Genomic DNA, 20,972 nt, shown 5'->3' with positions numbered 1-20,972 from the left:
TCACTCGTCCGTGTCCTCGTGCGGCGACGAGGAGCGCACGACGAGCGGGCGGGTGCCCCCCTCGGACAGTTCGTCCCAGGCCCGCCGCAGGGCGACGGTGTCGCCGCCCCCTCCGGGCGGTATCACGAAGCCGGGGAGCACCGGCAGCCCGGCGCGGGCCGCGCGGGCGAGGTTCGCGGCCTTGGCGCCTGCGAGCCAAGGGAGCGCGGCGCTGGGCCGATCCAGCGGGACCGCAGCCGGGACGTCGGCCCCGACCAGGCCGAACGCACCCTGGGCCCGGACCCCTTCCCCTTCCCCTTCTCGCGCGCCTTCTCCGTGACGTTCGTCGAGCGTCGTCATCGATCACCCTCCAGGACCGACCGCCAACCAGGGGGGACGCGCGGGGTGGGCCCTACGCCTGCGGCGGAACGAAGGATGGGGGCGGGCCACCGCAGACCGGAGATCCGGACACGGCGACAGAACACCTCCTGTTCCGATGATCCCACCGCAGTTCTGATCCCTGTAGCCCGTAAGCCACTTTTCGGGCACTCGACGAGAAAATCAGTGCGGCGGTACCAGGGCGCCCCGGGCGGCTCCTCCCCGGGCAGCACCGACTGCTCCTCCGCGGGCAGGAGACCGGGCACTTCCACTCGTCCGGAGGCAGGAGCCCTCCGCTCACACACGCCGCTCGTCCGGAGGCAGGAGCCCTCCGCTCACACACGCCGCTCGTCCGGAGGCAGGAGCCCCGGCTCACTCACCCGGCGGCAGCACCCCGCACAGCGCGTCCAGCGCCGCCCCGTAGGCGTGCTCAGAGGGCGTCGCGTACCCGACGACCAGACCGTCCCGGGCCGCCATGTCGGTGTCCGGGTGCCGGAACTCGGCGAGGCCGTCCAGGGCGACGCCCTGCCAGGCGGCCGCCTTGACCGTGGAACGCTCGGTGCCGGGCGGCAGCCGCAGCACGGCGTGCAGTCCGGCCGCGACACCGGTGACCTCGACATGCGGCGCCTGCGCGGCGAGCGCCGCGGCGAGACGGTCCCGGCGGCTCCGGTAGCGCTGCCGCATCCGCCGCACATGACGGTCGTAGGACCCACGCGAGATGAAGTCGGCGAGGCTCAGCTGATCCAGGACGCTCGCCCAGGCCTCCCGCTCGCCCTTGGCCGCGAGTACGTCGTCGACGTACCGCTCGGGAAGGACCATCCAGCCCAGCCGCACCGCCGGTGACAGGCTCTTGCTGACCGAGCCGACGAAGATCACGCGCTCGGGGTCGAGCCCCTGGACGGCGCCGACCGGCTTGCGGTCGTAACGGAACTCGCCGTCGTAGTCGTCCTCGACGATCACACCGCCACGTGCGCGTGCCCAGTCGACCACCGCGGCCCGGCGCGCGGGATCCAGCGGTCCGCCGGTCGGGAACTGGTGCGCGGGCGTGAGCAGCGCGGCCCGCTCGCGCCCCAACCGCTCGACCCGCGCGCCGCGTTCGTCCAGGGGGAGCGGTACGGTCCGCACGCCGGCGGCGCCGAGGAGCCCCCGGTGGAACCCCAGTCCGTACGCCTCCACCGCCAGCGGACCGCGCAGCACCCCGCCGCCCCCGCCCCTGTCCTGGCCGAACAGCAGCCGCAGCGCGTGCGCGAAGCCGGAGCAGATCACGATCCGGCCCGGCTCGCTACGTACGCCGCGCGCGCGTGCCAGGTACTCGGTGAGCGCCTCCCGCAACTCGACGCGGCCGGCGGGATCGCCCGGCCCGAACACCTCGTTGGGCGCCTGCTGGAGGGCCCGCCGGTAGGAGGCGAGCCAGGTCTCGCGCGGGAACGACGACGCGTCCGGGGTGCCCTGCCGCAGGTCGTGCCGTGGTCCACGCGCGCGTGGAGGTGCCTTCCGGGGCACTCTCGCGGCGTGTCGCAGCGGCTCGGCCCTGTCCGCGACGTGCGTGCCCGAGCCCTGCCGGGCGGTGAGCCAGCCCTCCGCGACGAGCTCCGCATACGCGTCGGCCACCGTGTTGCGGGCGACACCGAGGTCGGCGGCGAGCGAGCGGTAGGGCGGCAGCCGGGTACCGGGAGCGAGCCGCCCACCACGTACGGCCTCACGCAGCGCGCGGATCAGCGCTGCCCGCCGCCCGCCCGGGCCGGACAGCTCCAGATGCAGGTCGGCACCGATCCGCTCCGCGGAATTGACCCACGATTCATCCATGGAAATGCACCCTACAGAGGGTCTATCCGGCTCGTAGGTTGATGGACATGACGACGAACTCGATCGACACCACGACCGCTGACAGCACGACGACCGACACCGCGACCGCTGACCCCACTGCCGCGATCGCCGCGCCGAAGGCTCGGCGGGCCCGCCTGGACTTCGCGAAGTCCGCCCCGAAGGTCTTCCGCGCCCTCGTCGGCTTCGACGCCGCCGCCCGCCAAGGCCTCGACCCCGCTCTCGTCGAGCTGATCCAGATCCGGTCCTCGCACCTCAACCACTGCGCGTACTGCCTGCACATGCACACGAACGACGCGCGCAAGGCCGGCGAGAGCGAGGACCGGCTCCACATGGTCGCCGTGTGGCGCGAGGCCCGCCACTTCTTCACCGAGAAGGAACAGGCGGCCCTCGCCCTCACGGAAGCGGTGACCCTGGTCGCCGACGGTGGCGTCTCAGACGAGGTCTACGCCTGCGCCGCAGCCCACTTCGACGAGGAGGAACTCGCCCACGTCCTCGCCCTGATCCTCACGATCAACACGTGGAACCGGGTGGCGCTGTCGACGGGCAAGGTGGCGGGGACGGACGAGCGCCGCTAGTGGCTCAGCCGCTAGTGGCCCATACGACTCCTATGCGACTCCTATACGACCATGGGGCGGTCGTACGGCCCGATCGGCGCCGGCAGTCGTGAACTTCCCGTCAGATGGCGGTCGACGGCCGCCGCCACCGCCCGCCCCTCCGCGATGGCCCACACGATCAGCGACTGACCGCGCGCCGCGTCACCGGCGGCGAACACGCCGGGGACGTTGGTCGCGAAGCGGGCGTCCCGCGTGAGCGTTCCGCGGGGGTCCAGTCCCAGCCCCAGTTGGTCGACGAGTCCGTCCTCCTTGTCGGGGCCGGAGAAGCCGAGGGCGAGGAGCACGAGGTCGGCGGGCAGGGTCCGCCCGGTGTCCGGTACGGACCGTCGCTGCGCGTCGACCTCGACGAGATGCAGCGACCGCACGTGCCTGTCGGCGTCCCCGGTGAAGCGGAGCGTGGACGCCGCGAACAGCCGTGCGTCGGCGTTCGCCGCCGGGGCCGTCCGCAGCTCGCCGGCCTCCTCGTGCGCCGCCGACAGCCGGTAGATCTTCGGGTACGTCGGCCAGGGATCGATGTCCTCGTCGCGCTCACTGCCCGGCTGCGTGTAGATGTCCAACTGCGTGACGGACGCGGCGCCTTCCCGCACCGCCGTGCCCAGACAGTCCGCCCCCGTGTCACCGCCGCCGACTATGACGACGTGCTTCCCGGCGGCGGACATCGGCGAGACCTCCAGGTCGCCCTCGCACACCCGGTTGGCCAGCGGCAGGTACTCCATCGCCTGGTGGATGCCGGTCAGCTCCCGCCCGGGAACGTCCAGTTCACGCCACGCCGTCGCTCCGGTGGCGATCACCACGGCGTCGTAGCGCGAACGCAGCTCCGCGGCCCCGATGTCCCGCCCGACCGCCGTCGACGTACGGAACTTCGTGCCCTCCGCCCGCATCTGCTCGATCCGCCGCTCCAGGTGGTGCTTCTCCATCTTGAACGCGGGGATGCCGTACCGCATCAGCCCGCCGAGCCGGTCGTCCTTCTCGTACACGGCGACCGTGTGACCCGCTCGGGTCAACTGCTGTGCCGCGGCAAGTCCGGTGGGCCCCGACCCGATCACCGCGACCGTCCGCCCGGACAGCCGCTCCGGCGGCCGCGGCGGCGCGAACCCGAGCTCCCACGCCCGGTCGGCGATGGCGACCTCGACGTTCTTGATGGTCACCGCGGGCTGGTTGATGGCCAGCACACACCCCGACTCGCAGGGCGCCGGGCACAACCGGCCGGTGAACTCCGGGAAGTTGTTCGTGGCGTGCAGCCGGTCGGCGGCTGCACGCCAGTCCTCCCGGGACACCAGGTCGTTCCACTCCGGGATCAGGTTGCCCAGCGGACAGGCCTCATGGCAGAAGGGGATGCCGCAGTCCATGCAACGGTCGGCCTGCTTGCTGATGATCGGCAGCAGCGCCCCGGGTACGTAGACCTCGTCCCAGTCCCGGACCCGTTCCGCGACCGGCCTGCGCGGCCAGTCCTGGCGCGGCGTGGTCATGAATCCCTTGGGATCGGCCATGAGCGTCTTCCTTGCCTACGCGTGCGACGCTTGCGCGTCCGACGTGGCCGTGCGTCATCGGGCGGCACTCTTTCGAACTACTTCCGGCCACGATACGTCCCGGCGGTCCCTCGCGCAGAGCGTCCGACAGCGCTTTCTCGCGGGCGGATGCCAGGCCGGTACCAGGCAGGCGCCGGTGCCGGCACCAGGCGGGTGCCAGGGCCGGTACCAAGCGGGTGCCAGCGCCGGTACCAGGCCGGTGAGGCGCCTGGCGTCAGGTGAGGGCCAGCACGTATGCCAGCGCCGCGGCGGCCGAGGCGACCATGCGGACGTGGTTCCACAGCGTCCACTCACGCACGTACGTCGGCCAATAGGCGGCCGCCTCTCGGGTGCCCGGATCCAGCCCGGCCAGCGTGTCGTTGCGCGGCACGTTCGCCACCATGGTCAGCCCGAACACGCCGAACAGGTACAGCCCGCTGCCCACCAGCAGCTCCACCGTCCCCTCGTCCGGCCACAGCACGAACGTCACCACGGCGATCACCGCACTGAGCACCGCCGACCCGGCGAACACGACCATGAACGCCGGCCGCACCGCGCTCTCATTGATCGCGTTCATCGCGGCGACGCCCTGCGCGGGCGGCAGCGCGGCGAGCCCTCGCATCACGAACGTCGAGAACCCGCAGAAGACCCCGGCCACCAGCCCGGTCGCCAGCACGCCCAGCACGGTCAGCACAAAATAGGGTCCCTCGATCATCCAGACACCAACTCCTGCGTCCGGCCGAGCTCCCGCCCGGCACCACCGTCACCCCAAGTGAATCCCCGCCCAGACCCACGAACCATGCCCGAACCGCGCGGGGACATACGCGAGCGTCCAGGTCGGGCCGGGCAAGAGGCGGGGTGGCCACGGGACGCGCGATGGCGGAACTCGAGGCACGGCGGTGCGCGGGGACGCCAATGCCCTTTCGCTCACTCGGTGTCTCAAGCTCCCGCGATACCCCGATACCCCGATACCCCGATACCCCGATACCCCCATACCCGGATCCCCCGATCCGCCGCCGTGGCGCGCTGTCACAAGGGCCGGTCGGCCCGGCCGGCCCTGTGGCGTCGAGCAACCGTCCCCAGCGTCCGCCCATCCGGTGCCCGCCCCCGCCCTCAGCCGGCCTCTGTTTCCGCCCCCTCCGCCCGCCATCCCCGCAGCACCGTCTCCACCCCCGCCGAGATCCGCCGTCGCGCCTCGTGCCGTGCCACCCCGCTCATCAGCAACTGGTCGTACCGGGTGTCCACATGCCGCGCGGAGGCCACGACCGCCGAGATCACCGCTCCCTCGGACAGCGCCCGCCCCGCCGCACTCCGCCCCACCCGTCCGCTGCCCCGCACCGAGGCATGCTCGGCGATCGCCCGCGCCCGGTCCGCCGGGCACCCCGGGAAGAGCCGTCGTATCTCCGCCGCGAAGGCGTCGGTGAACCGCAGGTCCTGAGCCGCCCGCCGTGCCGCGTCCCGGACCCGGCGTCGTCGACGCGCCTCCGTGTCCGCGAGGCACCGCGCCTCGGCCCTGGCGAGCCCCGCCTCCTCGACGAGAACGCCCTGCCGCTCGTAACGGCCCCTGCGCCGGTTGAACCGTACGACCACCGCCGACAGCGCACTCTCCTCCCGCGACCGGCGCGTCAGCGCTGTGTCACCGCGCGGCAGGAACACCAGGTGCCCGAGATCCGCGCAGTCCAGGCACCGTGGCGCACCGTCCTCCAGCACGAGCAGTGACAACGGCCCGCCGCGGCACTCGGCGCAGTGCCGTCTGCGCAGCGGCTGGATGACGAGAAGTCCGATCCGAAGCGGGGGAGTTGCGAGCGACGCCATACGGAGTTCATTCCCGCTGCCGCCGTACCGCAACTACGCCCTTCGTGCCCCTGGCCGACCCCGATCGCACCGCCGGCAGAGACCCCCGACACCCCCCTGCCACGCCGGCATCTCGATCCGTCCAGTACCGCCACCGCCGGACCGGCCAACGACATGACACCCGACGCATCCGTACCGGCACCGTCGAGTACCCGCTCGCCCCCGAGCCGGTACCGCCCCGTGCGCGGAGAGGTTTGCGCCGGCCCGCCCGCCGCCCGGCGTGCCCATGTGCGGAACGCGGCCGGACCCGGGCCTGACGCATCATGGGCGGTGTGCGACTCGAAGCGATCACCTGGGACCGGCTCGGCGACCTCCTGGTCGAACGACTGCTCGATCTGAAGCCGGCCGACGGCAGCCCCTGGCCACGCATCGCCTTCGACGGCGCCCCGGCCGCCCGGCCGGGCGACCTCGCCGACCGCGTCTGCGAGGCCCTGCGCATACGCGGCCGCCCCTCGCTGGTCGTCGGCACGGACGGCTTCCTGCGCCCCGCCTCGCTCCGCCTGGAGTACGGCCACCAGGACGTGGAGGCCTACTACGACGGCTGGTTCGACACCGGTTCCCTCTGGCGCGAGGTCTTCGGCCCCCTCGAACCCGACGGCGACGGCCGCGTTCTGCCCGACCTGTGGGACCCCACCACCGACCGCGCCACCCGCAGCCCCTACGTCCGACTCCCGCCCGGCGGCTTCCTGTTGCTGCACGGCCCCCTCCTGCTGCGCCACTGGTTCCCCTTCGACCTGACCGTCCACGTCCTCCTCTCACCCGGCGCCCTGCGCCGCCGCACCCCCGAGGCCGAGCACTGGACCCTTCCCGCCTTCGAGCGCTACGAGGACGAGACCGACCCGGCCGGCACGGCCGATGTCCTGGTACGCGCCGACGACCCGCGACGCCCGGCATGGAACGGCTGATCCGACCGGCGTCCCAAGCGATCCGGCAAACCGCTTTTATATGCATGCGCATTTAACTACGCTGTCGTCATGACGACCTCCTCGAGCGTTTCCGTCACCTTCGACGACTCCGTCCGCGCTCTCCTCGACGGCAAGAACTTCGCCAGCGTCGCCACCCTCGGCCCTGACGGCGCCCCGCAGAACTCGGTGGTCTGGATCAAACGCGAGGGCGACACCGTGCTCTTCTCCTCCACCGACGGACGCCAGAAGGTCCGCAACCTGCGCCGTGAGCCCCGCATCAGCCTCTCGGTCTTCGACCTCACCAACCCCTACACCTCGGTCGAGATCCGCGGCACCGCCGAGATCCTCCCCGACGAGGACAAGCGGCTCCCGCACGACCTCTCGCACAAGTACCTCGGCACCGACCCGCCCGCCGAGAGGGACGACGAGGTTCGCGTGATCATCCGCGTTGTCCCGCGGAAGATCGTGGGCTTCTCGGCATGACCCGCCGGACCGGCGGCCCTGAGTTCGGGGTGCGTGGGTCCGGCCGCGCGGCGAGAATGTAGTGCACCGGGACTTGCGGTGCATTACCTCGTGCCGCGCATGCCGCCCGGCACCGGGAGGTACTTATGACCACCGCCGGAGAGATCATGCACCGGGGTGCCCAGTGGATCCCCGCCCACGAGACCCTGGACCGCGCCGCCCAGCTGATGCGCGAGCTGAACGTCGGTGCCCTGCCCATCAGCGACGCGGACGAGCGGCTCTGCGGCATCCTCACCGACCGCGACATCGTCGTCGGCTGTGTGGCCATGGGCCACGACCCGGCCAAGGTCACCGCGGGCGAGATGGCCCACGGCACCCCCCGCTGGATCGACGCGAACGCCGATGTCAGCGAGGTGATCCACGAGATGCAGGAGCACCAGATCCGCCGGCTCCCCGTCATCGAGAACAAGCGCCTGGTCGGCATGATCAGCGAGGCCGACCTGGCCCAGCACCTGACGGATGACCAGATGGCGTCCTGGGCGGAGAGCGTCTACGCCAGGACCCCCGGCCGCCACTGAGCCCGTCCCGCGGCCACTGACCCCCTCCGGCCGGTCGTCCCGGCCGGCCGCCCCGGCTGTCAGAGCCAGCCGTTGCGCCGGAAGCCGCGGTACAGGGCCAGGCACCCGACGGATATCACCCCGATCACCATGCCGTAGCCGTACCGCCAGTGCAGCTCCGGCATGTGGTCGAAGTTCATGCCGTACACCCCGCAGATCATCGTCGGTACGGCGACTATCGCCGCCCATGCCGTGATCTTCCGCATGTCCTCGTTCTGTGCGACCGTCACCTGCGCGAGGTGCGCCTGAAGAATCGAGTTGAGCAACTCGTCGAACGCGGCGATCTGTTCCTTGGCGCGCAGCAGATGGTCGGAGACGTCGCGGAAGTAGGCCTGTATCTCCGGATCGACCACCCGGATCGGCCGGGTGGCGAGATCCTCGAGCGGCCGGCCGAGCGGAACCACGGCTCGCTTCAGCTCGAGGAGTTCACGCTTGAGCTGGTAAATGCGGCCCGCGTCGACCCGCGCCCCGTTCTCCGCGAAGACGGCCATCTCGACCAGGTCGATGTCCGCCTGTACGGCGTCCGTGACGTTCAGATAGTCGTCGACCACATGGTCCGCGATCGCGTGCAGCACCGCGGCCGGTCCCTTGGCGAGCTGCTGCGGATCGGCCTCCAGCTCCTCGCGCAGCGGGCCCAGCGAGCCGTGCCGCCCGTGTCGTACCGAGATCACGAAGTCCTGGCCGACGAACACCATGATCTCGCCGGTGTTGACCACCTCGCTGGTCGCCGTGAGTTCCTCGTGCTCGACGTAGCAGACCGTCTTGAACACCGCGAACAGTGTCTCGTCGTAGCGCTCCAGTTTCGGGCGCTGGTGGGCCTCGACCGCGTCCTCGACCGCCAGCGGATGCAGGTCGAAGAGCTCCGCGATCCCCGCGAACTCCTGGTCCGTGGGCTCGTGGAGACCGAGCCAGACGAAGCCCTCGCGGTTCTTGCGCACCCGTTCCACGGCGTCGACCAGATCGACGCCGACCGGAAGCCGGACGCCGTCCCGGTACGTCACGCAGTTCACCACCGAGGTGCCCAGCGGGGACCGGGCCGGGTGGCTCAGGTCGACGCGCGGGCGCCGCCGTGCCAGCCGTGCCACCTTGCGCAGGCCACCGACCCTGCCGAGGCTCGTGACCTTGCGCAGATTCCCTGCCATGGACATCTGGATCTCCTTGCGTGGATCTCCCTCGCGCCGCGTTTCCGCGCCCTGGCGTGCCAGTTTGCCAGCTCGAGGTGAGGTGCGTGCAAGCCTGTGGGAACAGGGCGTTCCGCTTTGTTCCCGGCTGTGGAGAATCGATCCGGCCGTGGATGCGGGGCATCCGGCGGGCGGGGTGGCCCGCCCATCTCGTCGTAGGCGCCGCGTCGAGCACTCCGGACAAGACGGTCAACTGGGATGATCGCGGTATGACGCGAACCGACGGGTATCTCCTCGACAACCGGCAGACCGAGGCGGCGGAGCGTTTCGACGCTTTCGCCACCCTCTTCGACCCCACGACCTTCCGGCACCTCGAAGCGTTCGGCATCGGACCCGGCTGGCGCTGCTGGGAAGTCGGCGCCGGCGGCACCTCCGTGGTGTCCTGGCTGGCCAAGAAGGTCGGCCCGACCGGACGGGTCGTCGCGACCGACATCGAGACCTCGCGCCTCGCCGCGGCCGCCCGCCCGCCGGTCGAGGTACGCGTCCACGACGTGGGCGCCCAGGAGCCGCCCGGGGACGGGTTCGACCTCGTCCACGCCCGGCTCGTCCTCGTCCATGTCCCGGATCGGGAAAGGGCGCTGCGATCGATGGTCAAGGCCCTGCGCCCCGGCGGACGGATCCTGGTCGAGGACGCCGATCCCGCCATGCAGCCGCTGCTCTGCCCCGACGACCACGGCCCCGAGCAGCAGCTGGCGAACCGGCTGCGGCAGGGCTTCCGTCAACTTCTCGCCGACCGGGGCGCCGACCTTGCCTACGGCCGCAGGCTGCCGCGCCTGCTCCGCGAGGCCGGCCTGCGCCGGGTTGAGGCCGACGCCTACTTCCCGCTCACCTCACCCGCCTGCGGCGCCCTGGAATCCGCCACGATCCGCCAGATCCGCGAACAGCTCGTCACCACCGGCCTCGCCACGGACGAGGACATCGACCGCCACCTCGCGAACGTGGCCTCCGGCGGCATGGACCTCGCCACGGCACCGATGATCTCGGCGTGGGGGCGTAAGGCGTAGGAGTGGGACTCTTAGGTCGAGAAGTGGGCGTACGGCTTAGGAGCAGCGCGTACGGCGTAGGGAACGAGCTGAGCCGAGGCCGGGAGCCCGGCACGGTGGCATCGGGCCGGGGCAGCGATCGCAACAGTACGAACCCGTCGGCTGCCGTCAGTCGAAGCCGGCCACCGGCGGTCTACCCCCCACCCGCGCCACCGCAGCCGCCCCCGCCCGGCACCCCTCCGCCGCCGCGGCCTCGGGCCCGGCGCCCGTGAGGAGGGCGGCGAGGAAGGCGCCAGTGAAGGCGTCGCCGGCTCCCGTGGTGTCCCGAGGTGTCGCGGGGAGCGCCGGGACGTGGGCGACCACGTTTCCGGAGCGGGCCACCAGCGCACCCTCCGCGCCCAGCTTGGCGACCACCAGCGGGACGTGGCGGCTCAGCTTGGCCGCCGCGTCCGCTGCATCGGGCAACCCCGTGAGCAGGCGTGCCTCGTCACGGCTGGGCAGCAGAACGTCCACGCCCTCGACCAGCGTCAGGAAACGGTCGACCCCGAGCTCCACGAGGAAACCGGCCGACGCCGGATCCATGCTCACCGGCACGCCACGCGCGCGTGCCGCCTCCAGCGCGACCGCCACCAGCGCGCGGCTCGGCTCGGAGAACAGCAGGTAGCCCGAGAGATGCAGCCGCGCGACGCCGTCGAGCAGCGCGTCCGACCAGTCCCCGGGCGTGAGCCGCAGCGCCGCGCCGCTGTCCGTGAGGAACGTCCGCTCGGCGGCGGCACCCGTGTCGACGAGGCAGATCACCGTCCCGGTCGGCGCCTCGGGGTCGACGACCAGCCGGGGCCGTACTCCGCACGCGAGCAGTTCCCGTTCGTGCCAGGCGGCCGAGTCCGCGCCCACCCGTCCGAGCAGCCGCACTTCCGCACCGCCCTGGTGAGCGGCCCAGCAGGCCACATTGGCGCCCGCTCCGCCCGGCACCGTGCGGATCGTGGCCGCCGTGTCCGTACCTCCAGCGAGCGGCCCCTGGTGCCGGGCCACGACGTCCGTGACGACGTCCCCGACGACCAGCAGCGCGCCGCCTGTGTGCACTCCGCCGTGCCGGTGATCCGCCGCACCGGGCCCGGGCCGCTCCGCTGTCACGCCCTGGTCCAGGCCGCCGCGATCCGGGCCGCCAGCCGTACGTTGCCGCGCACCGCCGCGAGATTGGCGGTCAGCGAGGCGCCGTCGGTGTGCCGCACCAGGTAGTTCAGCAGGAACGGCGTGACTCGCTGCCCCGTGACCCCCGCCTCCTCGCACGCGTGCAGCGCGTCGGCCAGCACGCGCGCGTGCAGCTCGGGATCCAGTTGCTCTTCCTCGGGCACCGGGTTGGCGACGATCAGCGCCGACTCGGGCCCGTCGACCGCGTCCTGCGCCCGCATGACGTCCGCCACCTGCCCCGGGCTGTCCAGCGTCCACTCCACGGGATGCCCCGAGTCGGACAGGTAGAAGCCGGGGAACCGGTCCGTGCCGTACCCGGCCACCGCCACCCCCAGCGTCTCCAGCCGCTGCAGGGTCGCCGGCACGTCCAGGATCGACTTCACGCCCGCGCACACCACGGTGATCCGAGTCCGGGCCAGCAGACCGAGGTCGGCCGACTCGTCCTGCGTCACCGTCCACTCCCGGTGCACCCCGCCGAGCCCGCCCGTGGCGAACACCCGCACGCCCGCCAGGGCCGCCAGCAGCGCGGTCGCAGACACCGTGGTCGCCCCGCTCGCCCCGGAGGCCACCGCGAGCGGCAGGTCGCGGTGGCCCAGCTTGCGGATACCGTCCTCGTTCGCGACCCGCTCCAACTGCCTCTTGTCCAAGCCGACATGGGGTCGTCCGTCCAGCACGGCGATCGTCGCGGGCACGGCCCCCTCCTGCCGCACGACATCCTCCAGCTCCAGTGCCACCTGCAGATTGCGCGGGCGCGGCAGCCCGTGCGCGATGATCGTGGACTCAAGGGCCACCACCGGTTGACGCGCGTCGATCGCATCGCGCACTTCCTCGGACACCACCAGCACCACGTGCCTGCCTCCTGTCGGTCGGTCTTCCCTCATGTCTGGCGAGCGGCGCACCCCGTCAAACACTTGCAGCCGGTGGGGGACGACACCAGCCTGGACTGCATGACGGACAACACGACACGTCTCGACCATGTCGTCCTGTGGGTGCGGGACCCGGTGGCGGCGGCCGACTTCTTCGAGAAGGCGGTCGGCATGGCACCCCTGAGGGTCACCGACTTCGCCGCGGGGGCGGTGTCCTTCCCGTCCGTACGGCTCAATGACGAGAGCATCCTCGACCTCATGCCGCTCTCCATGGCGGAGGGCATGGAGATGGTCCCCGGTGCCGCCGAGAGCGCGGGCCACCCGGTCAACCACGTCTGCCTGGCCCTGCCCGGCGACGACTTCGAGGCACTGCGCGCCCGCCTGGAGGAACGGTCGGTCCCCGTCTCGGACTTCTCGTACGACTCCTTCGGTGCCCGCGGAATGGCCCGGCGCAGCTTCTACTTCCGCGACCCCGACGGGAACGTCTTCGAGGCCCGGCACTACGACTAGCGTGTGAGGGGGTCACGCGCGCATCGTCGTGGCCCCTTCCTGAACGACGTCAGACCGACCGCCATTTTTCCGCTGATGCGTGATCGCCGTCCCTTCGGCTCCGGGTCTTGCGGATGCCAGTCGGATGCCAGCGGCTGTGCGCAGAGCGGAGTCTGCTACCGCTACGGCCTTCCGGCCGGCCCTCGCGCGCTGACCCGCCGCCCGACCGCTCAGAACAACGGCTCGGGCAGCACACCCTCCAACGCCAGCAGCTTCCGCTTGGTCTCCAGACCGCCCCCGAAACCGCCGATGCCGCCGTCGCTCTCCACGACCCGGTGACAGGGCACGACCACCGGCAGCGGATTGGAGCCCATCGCCACGCCCACCGCCTGGGCAGCACCCGGCTGACCCACGCGCCCCGCCAGATCGCCGTATCCGACCACCTTGCCGAACGGGACGCCGGACGCCAGCTCGCGCAGCACCTGCCGGTTGAAGCCCGAGATCAGCGACCAGTCCAGCGGCAGCTCGAAATCGTGCCGCTCACCCGCGAAGTACGCCTCCACCTGGCGTATCGCCTCGGCCAGCAGCGGCGAGTCGGGTGCCTGGGCGGGCGCGCCGCCCAGCCGGGACGCCAGCCGGTCCAGCGCCTTGTCGCGGACCGTGTCCGTGGCGTGGAACACCACGTTGACCAGACCCTCGCGGGTCGCGGCCAGCAGCAGCGGACCGATGTCGGTGGCGACGACGGCCCACACGACCTGCTGCTCGTCCTGCCCATGGCTGTTCATGCGGACCACCGTACGGCCCACCACTGACATTGACGTTCGGGAAGAGCCCCGGGGGGCCGAGGCTCCCCGGTCGCTACCCGCGCAGCGCGGCGCGCACCACGTCCGGCTTGTTGGCGATGACCCCGTCGACGCCGTACCCGGCGACCAGGCGGGCCGTGGCCGCGGTGTCGACCGTCCAGGTGAGAACCTCCAGCGGCCTGCCGTGTGGACCTGCGCAGGCGTGCACGGCGGAGACGTATTGCCTGGAGAGGGAGCCGTACGAGGGATTGATCTGGTCGGCGAAGGCCGTATAGGCGGACAGCTCCGCCACGGCCGGTGTGCCGAGGAAGCCGGTTTTGACGGCGGGCTTCAGCTCGTGGACCGCCCGCACGGCGGCCGCGCTGAAGCTCTGCACGATCAGCCGGCTCGCCAGGTGCCGCTGGTCGAGCCAGCCCTTGTTCTTGAGGACCTTGAGCGTTTGGCCCTCGATGCCGGGATACAGATCCGGGTTCTTGATCTCCAGGAGCAGCTTCTGGTGGTGCACCTCGACGCGGCGCACGTACTGCTCCAGCGTGGGCACGCGCGCGCCCGTGTACGCGTGGCCGAACCAACTCCCCGCGTCGAGGCGCGCGATCTCGGCGGTGGTGAAGTCCCGCACCTTCCAGGGCGCCCGGTGGGGGAAGACCTCCTCGACGTCGGTGGTGCGCCGCAGACTGTCGTCGTGCAGGACGACGAGCTCGCCGTCCTTGGTGCGCTGGACGTCGTTCTCGACCCAGTCGATGCCCAGCTCGGCCGCCTTGTCGACGGCGGCCAGGGTGTTCTCGGGCGCGTAGGCGGAGGCACCTCTGTGGGCGATCACCGTAGGCCGCTGGGCCGCCTCGTCGGCCCGGACGTCGGAGGGGGGAAGCAGGAAAGCGGCGGTTCCCAGGAGCGCGGTGGTCGTGGCGGCAAGTGTGCGCGCGTGCATGCGTACTCCTCGCGGTCGAGTGATCACGGACAGCACAACTGTGACAGCAGAGGGTCAACGGCAGGGGGGTGCAGAATGACCACAAGTTGAATGGGGTTGTCCCGAGTCCGCTCACTAGCCGCACAACTGGGGCAGGGCCGTGTTTCTTTGCCGGAAAATCGTTCGACCGTTCCGGTGGGAGCCATACTCTCTGCGTCAACCCTGACCGCTCGGGCGGTGCTGGGAAGGGGCGCACATCAGGGAATTCCGGGAAGTAAGAGGGCGGAAGGGCAGCCGCGCATGCAAGGTACGGTCGACGGATTCAGCTACGGACTCGTCACACCGCTGGTGGCCTACCTGATGGCCTGCCTGGGCGGGGCCCTCGGTCTGCGCTGCACCACCAGATCCATGCTGGTCAGCAACTCCTGGCGTCCCGGCTGGCTGGCCCTCGGCGCGGCCGCGATCGGCTCGGGCATCTGGACCATGCACTTCATCGCGATGATGGGCTTCAAGGTCGAGCAGGCGCCGATCCACTACGACAGGGCGACGACGTTCGCGAGTCTGGGCGTCGCCATCGTCATGGTGGGCCTCGGGATCTTCATCGTCGGCTACAAGGGGGCGGCCGGCACGGCCCTGATGACCGGGGGTGCGGTCACCGGCCTGGGAGTCGCCTCGATGCACTACCTGGGCATGGCCGGCATGCGTCTCAACGGCAAGCTGGAGTACAACACCTTCACCGTGGCCGCCTCCGTCGTCATAGCCGTCGTCGCCGCCACGGCCGCCCTGTGGGCCGCCGGACAGGTGCGGGGCTTCCTGTGGAGCGTGGGCGCGAGCCTTGTCATGGGGCTCGCCGTGACCGGTATGCACTACACGGGCATGGCCGCCCTCCGGGTCCATCTGCACAGCACCACGGCCCCCACCGGGGGCGACTCCGCAGCCGCCCTGCTGGCGCCCATGATGATCGGCCCGCTCGCCTTCCTGATCCTCGCGGGAGTGGTCGTGATGTTCGACCCGCTGATGCTCATGGGGAAGCCCGCCTGGACCCCGGTCGAGAGCAAGCCGGGCGTCCCCGCCCGCCAGCTGGTCTCCCACCCCGCCGCCCGTCGCCCCTCCCTCCGCACCCGCCGGAACCTGGCCCACCGGGACTCCCGCACCCCGCAGAACCGCTGAGCCGGTTGAGGCCGTCGGCGCCCTGAGTCGTGCAAAACCGCTGATCGGGCCGCGTTGTCAGTGGGGGGCCGTACGGTTGATGGCATGCGGCCTGTTTCCCACATCGAACGCACGGTGGCGCCCTTCGAGGTCGTCAGCCCGTACCAGCCCAGCGGCGACCAGCCCGCGGCCATCGCCGAGCTCACCCGGCGCATCGAGGCCGGTGAGAAGGACGTCGTCCTGCTCGGCGCGACCGGCACCGGCAAGTCCGCCACCACCGCGTGGATGATCGAGAAGCTCCAGCGCCCCACCCTCGTGATGGCGCCGAACAAGACGCTGGCCGCCCAGCTGGCCAACGAGTTCCGGGAGCTGCTGCCGAACAACGCCGTCGAGTACTTCGTCTCGTACTACGACTACTACCAGCCCGAGGCCTACGTCCCGCAGTCGGACACCTACATCGAGAAGGACTCCTCGATCAACGAGGAGGTCGAGCGGCTGCGCCACTCCGCGACCAACTCGCTGCTCACCCGTCGCGACGTCATCGTGGTCGCCTCGGTGTCCTGCATCTACGGCCTCGGTACTCCGCAGGAGTACGTGGACCGCATGGTCCCCCTCAGGGTCGGCGACGAGATCGACCGTGACCAGCTCCTGCGCCGCTTCGTGGACATCCAGTACACCCGCAACGACCTGGCCTTCTCCCGCGGCACCTTCCGCGTCCGCGGCGACACCATCGAGATCTTCCCGGTCTACGAGGAGCTCGCCGTCCGCATCGAGATGTTCGGCGACGAGATCGAGGCGCTGTCCACCCTCCACCCGCTCACCGGCGAGATCATCAGCGACGACCAGCAGCTGTACGTCTTCCCGGCCTCCCACTACATCGCGGGGCCCGAGCGCCTGGAGCGGGCCGTCAACGACATCGAGAAGGAGCTCGGGGAGCGCCTGGCCGAGCTGGAGAAGCAGGGCAAGCTCCTGGAAGCCCAGCGGCTGCGCATGCGCACGACGTACGACCTCGAGATGCTCCGCCAGATCGGCTCCTGCTCCGGAGTCGAGAACTACTCGATGCACTTCGACGGCCGCGAGCCCGGCTCCCCGCCGAACACCCTGCTGGACTACTTCCCGGACGACTTCCTGCTCGTCATCGACGAGTCGCACGTCACCGTGCCGCAGATCGGCGCCATGTACGAGGGAGACGCCTCCCGCAAGCGCACCCTCGTCGACCACGGCTTCCGGCTGCCCTCCGCCCTGGACAACCGCCCCCTGAAGTGGGAAGAGTTCCAGGAGCGGATCGGCCAGGCCGTCTACCTGTCGGCGACGCCGGGCAAGTACGAGCTCTCGCGCGGGAAAGGCTTCGTCGAGCAGATCATCCGCCCCACCGGCCTGATCGACCCGGAAGTCGTCGTCAAGCCCACCGAGGGCCAGATCGACGATCTGGTGCACGAGATCAGAGGGCGCGTCGAGAAGGACGAGCGCGTCCTGGTCACCACCCTCACCAAGAAGATGGCCGAGGACCTCACCGACTACTTCCTGGAACTCGGCATTCAGGTGCGCTACCTGCACAGCGACGTCGACACCCTGCGCCGCGTCGAGCTGCTGCGCGAACTGCGCTCCGGCGAATTCGACGTGCTGGTCGGCATCAACCTCCTCCGCGAGGGCCTCGACCTGCCGGAGGTGTCCCTGGTGGCGATCCTCGACGCCGACAAGGAGGGCTTCCTGCGCTCGGGCACGTCTCTCATCCAGACCATCGGCCGCGCGGCGCGCAATGTCTCCGGCCAGGTCCACATGTACGCCGACAAGATCACCCCGGCGATGGAGAAGGCCATCGAGGAAACCAACCGCCGCCGGGAGAAGCAGGTCGCGTACAACAAGGAGAGGGGCCTCGACCCCCAGCCGCTCCGCAAGAAGATCAACGACATCGTCGCGCAGATCGCCCGCGAGGACGTCGACACCGAGCAGCTGCTCGGTTCCGGGTACCGCAAGCTGAAGGACGGCAAGGGCGTCAAGGCTCCCGTGCCCGCCCTCGGCAGCAAGGCAGCCAAGGGCGCTGCCAAGGGTAAATCCATGGGGCAGGTGCCGACCGATCGCCCCGCAGCCGAGCTCGCCGAGCAGATCGAGGAGATGACGGAGCGCATGCGCGCCGCAGCCGCCGACCTCCAGTTCGAGATCGCGGCTCGACTGCGCGACGAGGTCTCGGAGATGAAGAAGGAACTCCGCCAGATGAGGGAGGCCGGCCTGGCCTGATGCCCGCGCCTACGCCATGTGTTGCAAGACCGACACAAAGCGCGGACCGGGGTACGGCGCTGTCAGTGCCCCTGCGTAGGGTTCTGGTCATCCGCGGATCCCGCGGCAACAGGGGAAATACGAGAGGGGACCAGCCCGTGGTGGACGTATCCAAGGGCGGCGCGCCCGGCGGTGGCGTCAATCTGACCAAGGGTCAGGCCATCAGCCTGCAGAAGCGCGACGGCGGCAGTCTGACGGCGGTGCGCATGGGTCTCGGTTGGCAGGCGGCTCCCCGGCGTGGCCTGTTCGGCTCGCGCACCCGGGAGGTCGACCTCGATGCCTCGGCCGTCCTGTTCGCGGACAAGCAGCCGGTCGACGTCGTCTTCTTCCGCCATCTGGTGAGTGACGACGGCTCGGTGCGCCACACCGGCGACAACCTGGTCGGCGGCGTGGGGCAGGGCGGCGACGACGAGGCGATCCTCGTTGACCTGGCGCGGGTGCCGGTCCACATCGACCAGATCGTCTTCACCGTGAACTCCTTCACGGGGCAAACCTTCCAGGAGGTGCAGAACGCGTTCTGCCGCTTGGTCGACGAGACCAACGGCCAGGAACTCGCCCGCTACACACTCGCGGGCGGCGGCGCGTACACGGCCCAGATCATGGCCAAGGTGCACCGCACGGGCCCGGGCTGGACGATGACGGCCCTCGGCACTCCGGCCAACGGCCGCACCTTCCAGGACCTGATGCCGGCGATCCTGCCGCACCTGTAGGGCAGTGCGGCGGGCAGCACACGACATGTCGACCCAGGGGGAGAAGGCGATGGCGGCCGAGCTGGTGCGGGGGCAGAATCACCCGCTCTCCCAGGCCCGTCTCGAGGTTCGGGTGGCGGCCGGCTCGCCGATCGTGGTGGGCGTCACGCTCGGCGACGAGCACGGCAAGGTGCACGGCGCCGAGTGGGTCGCCCACCCGGGCGCCCCCACGCTGCCGGGGCTCGAGGTCTCCCGCCAGGCGGCCGCCGACCACCGCCTCGCGGTCGACCTCGGCGCCGTGCCGGAGGCCGTGCACCGGGTCGATGTGCTGCTCGCCCTGCCTGCGGCGGGAGGGGGCGGACCGGCGAGCTTCGGCGCCGTCGCCGCCCCGTTCGTCGCGGTCACCGGCCTCGACGGCACGGAGGTCGTCAGCTACACGATCACCGGTCTGGACGCCGAGTCGGCTGTCGTCGCCCTGGAGCTCTACCGCCGCCAGGGCGCCTGGAAGGTGCGTGCCATCGGCCAGGGATACGCGGGCGGCCTCGCCGAGCTCCTCACCGACCAGGGCCTGCCCGAGGCCCACCAGCTCGCGACCGTCATCAACGAGGCGGTGGCCCAGGGCTTGGCCCGCTCTCTGCCGGCCCCGCCCCGCCCCACGGACCCCGACCGCTCCCACCAAACGGCCGCACCGGCTCTCGGCGGCGACCAGGGCCGCCAAGCGGCCCAGGGCGCCTCCGGTGCCGTACCGCCACAGCCGGTGCCCCCGTACGACCCGCAGGCTCCCGGCGTCCCGCCGCAACCTTCGCCTTCGTACGGCGCGCAGACCCGCGGCGGCCCGCCCCAGCCGACGTCTTCGGACAACCCGCAGGGCACCCCGGCAGCCAGTGCCCCCCAGCAGCCCACGTCGCCTTACGGCACACCGCAGCCCGGTCACCCCTATGGGCCCGCACCGGCGGCCCCCTTCGCCGCCCAGCCGCCCGGCGTCACCCCCGGCGGCCCGATCGACTACAGCCACCCGCGTCGACAGAGCGCGGCTCCGCCGCCTCAGCCGACGGCGCCTACGGCCCAACCCGCGCAGCCGGTCGCGGGCGATGCCACCGGGTGGTCCATGGACGAGCGGCTCTACAACCAGGTGTGGGGCATGTTCGAGGACCTGGCCCGGACGATGGCCGCGTACCGCAGTGCCGTCGACTTCGCCGACTCGCGCATGGAGAAGGAGCTCGACCAGGTCCTGTCCGATCCGCGGAGCCGGCTCGGCGGACAGGGCGAGGCCGCGCGGGAGGCGGCCCAGGCCAAGCACGCCCAGCTCGTCGACCAGGCCAGAGCGGTTCTCGACCGGGACCTCGCTCAGCTCTCCGCCGAGGCCGATGTCGTCGAACCTGCGCTGCCGCCGGCGTACGCGCGCTGGGACAACCCCGTGTGGCAGGGCTACCGCGTGCCGCTGGAGGTGCCCATGGCCCTGCGCCTGGGCGATGTCCACCTGCCCGAGGCCGCTGGGCTGCGCATACCGCTGCTGGTCCGCCTGCCGCTGGAGCGTGGTCTGTGGATCGACAGCGGACACACCGGATCGCTCGACGGCTCGTTCACCGACTCACACGACCTGGGACGCCTCGCGATGGAGACGGCGGTGGCCCACGCGGCCCGGCTGCTCGCGGTCCATCCGGCGGGCGAGTTCACCGTGCACGTCATCGATCCCGCCGGTTCGGCGGCGCAGGCGCTCGCCCCGCTCATGCAGACGGGAGTGCTCGCCGCCCCGCCCGCGGTAGGGGCGGCAGGGGTGGCGGACGTCCTGGCACGGCTTACCGAGCGTGTCGACCTGGTGCAGATGGCGGTGCGCGCGGGCGCGGCCGACTCGCTCCCGCCCGGCCTCGACACCGCCGAGCAACTGCTGATCGTGAACGACTTCCCGCACGGCTTCGACGACCGCGCCGTGACCCGGCTCCGCTACCTCGCTGACGAGGGCCCGGCTGTCGGCGTCCACCTGATGATGGTCGCGGACCGTGAGGACGCCGCCGGGTACGGCCCGTTGCTCGACCCGCTGTGGCGTTCGCTGCTGCGCCTCACCGCGGTGCCCGACGACCACCTCGCCGACCCGTGGGTCGGGCACGCCTGGACGTACGAGCCCTCCCTCGTGCCGCCCGGCAGCCAGGTGCTCCACCAGGTGCTCACTCAGGTCGCGATGGCTCGCACCAAGTACACGTAAAGCCATCTGACCAGCAAGGTTGACCTTTCTTTTGCCAATCGCTTTACCTTTCCTTGGTGATTGGGTACCGTCGTTGTCACGGAGGGGAGT

20 protein-coding genes are annotated in these 20,972 nt (G+C 71.2%); 10 read left to right on the top strand and 10 right to left on the bottom strand.

Going from position 1 to position 20,972, the window contains the following annotated elements; all coding sequences use genetic code 11:
* Complete coding sequence (locus ACFYO2_RS01200) at positions 1-339, bottom strand: hypothetical protein (RefSeq protein ID WP_388342351.1); 339 nt, start codon at positions 337-339, stop codon at positions 1-3.
* Positions 340-729: 390 nt separating this feature from the next.
* Entirely contained in the window at positions 730-2,163 is a 1,434-nt protein-coding gene (locus tag ACFYO2_RS01195; protein WP_388342349.1) for a PLP-dependent aminotransferase family protein, read from the bottom strand.
* 47 nt (positions 2,164-2,210) lie between these two features.
* Between ACFYO2_RS01195 and ACFYO2_RS01190 the strand changes: the two genes are divergently transcribed.
* On the top strand, positions 2,211-2,759 hold the full coding sequence (locus tag ACFYO2_RS01190; protein WP_388342347.1) for a carboxymuconolactone decarboxylase family protein: 549 nt from the start codon (positions 2,211-2,213) through the stop codon (positions 2,757-2,759).
* 41 nt (positions 2,760-2,800) lie between these two features.
* On the opposite strand, the gene ACFYO2_RS01185 is transcribed toward ACFYO2_RS01190, so the two are convergent.
* The 3 genes from ACFYO2_RS01185 to ACFYO2_RS01175 form a co-directional block, all read right to left on the bottom strand.
* Entirely contained in the window at positions 2,801-4,288 is a 1,488-nt protein-coding gene (locus ACFYO2_RS01185) for a glutamate synthase subunit beta (protein ID WP_388342345.1), read from the bottom strand.
* A 253-nt stretch (positions 4,289-4,541) separates the two neighbouring features.
* The gene (locus ACFYO2_RS01180) at positions 4,542-5,021 is read right to left on the bottom strand and encodes a DUF1772 domain-containing protein (protein WP_388342342.1); all 480 of its coding nucleotides are present in this window, start codon (positions 5,019-5,021) and stop codon (positions 4,542-4,544) included.
* Positions 5,022-5,419: 398 nt separating this feature from the next.
* Positions 5,420-6,121, bottom strand: coding sequence for a DUF2293 domain-containing protein (locus ACFYO2_RS01175; protein WP_388342339.1), 702 nt, complete (start codon positions 6,119-6,121; stop codon positions 5,420-5,422).
* A gap of 302 nt (positions 6,122-6,423) precedes the next feature.
* Between ACFYO2_RS01175 and ACFYO2_RS01170 the strand changes: the two genes are divergently transcribed.
* The 3 genes from ACFYO2_RS01170 (at position 6,424) to ACFYO2_RS01160 (ending at position 8,105) form a co-directional block, all read left to right on the top strand.
* The gene (locus tag ACFYO2_RS01170; protein WP_388342336.1) at positions 6,424-7,065 is read left to right on the top strand and encodes a uridine kinase; all 642 of its coding nucleotides are present in this window, start codon (positions 6,424-6,426) and stop codon (positions 7,063-7,065) included.
* Between the two features lie 69 nt (positions 7,066-7,134).
* Positions 7,135-7,548 (top strand): PPOX class F420-dependent oxidoreductase, encoded by a 414-nt coding sequence (locus ACFYO2_RS01165; protein WP_388342333.1) that lies wholly within the window; start codon positions 7,135-7,137, stop codon positions 7,546-7,548.
* A 125-nt stretch (positions 7,549-7,673) separates the two neighbouring features.
* Positions 7,674-8,105, top strand: a complete 432-nt coding sequence (locus tag ACFYO2_RS01160) for a CBS domain-containing protein (protein ID WP_388342330.1) — start codon at positions 7,674-7,676, stop codon at positions 8,103-8,105.
* Positions 8,106-8,164: 59 nt separating this feature from the next.
* Here ACFYO2_RS01160 and ACFYO2_RS01155 read toward each other — a convergent pair whose 3' ends face one another.
* Positions 8,165-9,292 (bottom strand): magnesium and cobalt transport protein CorA, encoded by a 1,128-nt coding sequence (locus ACFYO2_RS01155; protein WP_388342327.1) that lies wholly within the window; start codon positions 9,290-9,292, stop codon positions 8,165-8,167.
* A 242-nt stretch (positions 9,293-9,534) separates the two neighbouring features.
* Here ACFYO2_RS01155 and ACFYO2_RS01150 point away from each other — a divergent pair, with 242 nt between their 5' ends.
* Entirely contained in the window at positions 9,535-10,329 is a 795-nt protein-coding gene (locus tag ACFYO2_RS01150) for a methyltransferase (RefSeq protein WP_388342324.1), read from the top strand.
* A gap of 147 nt (positions 10,330-10,476) precedes the next feature.
* Here ACFYO2_RS01150 and ACFYO2_RS01145 read toward each other — a convergent pair whose 3' ends face one another.
* Positions 10,477-11,442 carry a carbohydrate kinase family protein gene (locus ACFYO2_RS01145; RefSeq protein WP_388342321.1) on the bottom strand — a complete coding sequence of 322 codons (966 nt, stop codon included), beginning with the start codon at positions 11,440-11,442 and terminating at the stop codon, positions 10,477-10,479.
* Positions 11,439-12,347 (bottom strand): pseudouridine-5'-phosphate glycosidase, encoded by a 909-nt coding sequence (locus ACFYO2_RS01140; protein WP_388342319.1) that lies wholly within the window; start codon positions 12,345-12,347, stop codon positions 11,439-11,441. The genes ACFYO2_RS01145 and ACFYO2_RS01140 overlap by 4 nt, the downstream gene beginning before the upstream one ends.
* 99 nt (positions 12,348-12,446) lie before the next feature.
* On the opposite strand from ACFYO2_RS01140, the gene ACFYO2_RS01135 reads away from it, so the two are divergent.
* A complete protein-coding gene (locus ACFYO2_RS01135) occupies positions 12,447-12,875 on the top strand; it encodes a VOC family protein (protein WP_388342317.1) in 429 nt (142 codons plus the stop codon).
* Positions 12,876-13,084: 209 nt separating this feature from the next.
* Here ACFYO2_RS01135 and ACFYO2_RS01130 read toward each other — a convergent pair whose 3' ends face one another.
* Together ACFYO2_RS01130 and ACFYO2_RS01125 are read right to left on the bottom strand one after the other, a co-directional pair.
* Entirely contained in the window at positions 13,085-13,639 is a 555-nt protein-coding gene (locus ACFYO2_RS01130) for a methylated-DNA--[protein]-cysteine S-methyltransferase (RefSeq protein ID WP_388342315.1), read from the bottom strand.
* A gap of 73 nt (positions 13,640-13,712) precedes the next feature.
* Positions 13,713-14,585: a glycerophosphodiester phosphodiesterase gene (locus tag ACFYO2_RS01125; protein WP_388342312.1), complete on the bottom strand. Its 873-nt coding sequence runs from the start codon at positions 14,583-14,585 to the stop codon at positions 13,713-13,715.
* A 279-nt stretch (positions 14,586-14,864) separates the two neighbouring features.
* Here ACFYO2_RS01125 and ACFYO2_RS01120 point away from each other — a divergent pair, with 279 nt between their 5' ends.
* The 4 genes from ACFYO2_RS01120 to ACFYO2_RS01105 all read left to right on the top strand — a co-directional run bounded on the left by ACFYO2_RS01120 (position 14,865) and on the right by ACFYO2_RS01105 (position 20,882).
* A complete protein-coding gene (locus tag ACFYO2_RS01120) occupies positions 14,865-15,734 on the top strand; it encodes an MHYT domain-containing protein (RefSeq protein WP_388342310.1) in 870 nt (289 codons plus the stop codon).
* Positions 15,735-15,818: 84 nt separating this feature from the next.
* Positions 15,819-17,951, top strand: a complete 2,133-nt coding sequence (gene uvrB, locus ACFYO2_RS01115; protein ID WP_388342307.1) for an excinuclease ABC subunit UvrB — start codon at positions 15,819-15,821, stop codon at positions 17,949-17,951.
* Between the two features lie 182 nt (positions 17,952-18,133).
* Positions 18,134-18,700: a TerD family protein gene (locus ACFYO2_RS01110; RefSeq protein WP_388343902.1), complete on the top strand. Its 567-nt coding sequence runs from the start codon at positions 18,134-18,136 to the stop codon at positions 18,698-18,700.
* A gap of 49 nt (positions 18,701-18,749) precedes the next feature.
* Positions 18,750-20,882 (top strand): TerD family protein, encoded by a 2,133-nt coding sequence (locus ACFYO2_RS01105; protein ID WP_388343899.1) that lies wholly within the window; start codon positions 18,750-18,752, stop codon positions 20,880-20,882.
* Positions 20,883-20,972: the final 90 nt, after the last annotated feature.

This window comes from Streptomyces sp. NPDC006602, from assembly GCF_042870385.1.
Taxonomy (GTDB): Bacteria; Actinomycetota; Actinomycetes; order Streptomycetales; family Streptomycetaceae; genus Streptomyces.
The sequence above is the reverse complement of the archived record's forward strand: the minus strand, read 5'-3'. Positions and strand labels throughout refer to the sequence as shown.

Bases quoted from the DNA above. Each gene is read 5' to 3' on its own strand.
- ACFYO2_RS01190 (WP_388342347.1), top strand. From the start codon at position 2,211: ATGACGACGAACTCGATCGACACCACGACCGCTGACAGCACGACGACC.
- ACFYO2_RS01195 (WP_388342349.1), bottom strand. From the start codon at position 2,163: ATGGATGAATCGTGGGTCAATTCCGCGGAGCGGATCGGTGCCGACCTG.
- ACFYO2_RS01155 (WP_388342327.1), bottom strand. From the start codon at position 9,292: ATGTCCATGGCAGGGAATCTGCGCAAGGTCACGAGCCTCGGCAGGGTC.
- ACFYO2_RS01105 (WP_388343899.1), top strand. From the start codon at position 18,750: ATGGCGGCCGAGCTGGTGCGGGGGCAGAATCACCCGCTCTCCCAGGCC.
- ACFYO2_RS01160 (WP_388342330.1), top strand. From the start codon at position 7,674: ATGACCACCGCCGGAGAGATCATGCACCGGGGTGCCCAGTGGATCCCC.
- ACFYO2_RS01130 (WP_388342315.1), bottom strand. From the start codon at position 13,639: ATGAACAGCCATGGGCAGGACGAGCAGCAGGTCGTGTGGGCCGTCGTC.
- ACFYO2_RS01170 (WP_388342336.1), top strand. From the start codon at position 6,424: ATGGGCGGTGTGCGACTCGAAGCGATCACCTGGGACCGGCTCGGCGAC.
- ACFYO2_RS01185 (WP_388342345.1), bottom strand. From the start codon at position 4,288: ATGGCCGATCCCAAGGGATTCATGACCACGCCGCGCCAGGACTGGCCG.
- ACFYO2_RS01150 (WP_388342324.1), top strand. From the start codon at position 9,535: ATGACGCGAACCGACGGGTATCTCCTCGACAACCGGCAGACCGAGGCG.
- ACFYO2_RS01120 (WP_388342310.1), top strand. From the start codon at position 14,865: ATGCAAGGTACGGTCGACGGATTCAGCTACGGACTCGTCACACCGCTG.
- ACFYO2_RS01200 (WP_388342351.1), bottom strand. From the start codon at position 339: ATGACGACGCTCGACGAACGTCACGGAGAAGGCGCGCGAGAAGGGGAA.
- ACFYO2_RS01175 (WP_388342339.1), bottom strand. From the start codon at position 6,121: ATGGCGTCGCTCGCAACTCCCCCGCTTCGGATCGGACTTCTCGTCATC.
- ACFYO2_RS01180 (WP_388342342.1), bottom strand. From the start codon at position 5,021: ATGATCGAGGGACCCTATTTTGTGCTGACCGTGCTGGGCGTGCTGGCG.
- ACFYO2_RS01165 (WP_388342333.1), top strand. From the start codon at position 7,135: ATGACGACCTCCTCGAGCGTTTCCGTCACCTTCGACGACTCCGTCCGC.
- ACFYO2_RS01135 (WP_388342317.1), top strand. From the start codon at position 12,447: ATGACGGACAACACGACACGTCTCGACCATGTCGTCCTGTGGGTGCGG.
- ACFYO2_RS01125 (WP_388342312.1), bottom strand. From the start codon at position 14,585: ATGCACGCGCGCACACTTGCCGCCACGACCACCGCGCTCCTGGGAACC.
- uvrB (WP_388342307.1), top strand. From the start codon at position 15,819: ATGCGGCCTGTTTCCCACATCGAACGCACGGTGGCGCCCTTCGAGGTC.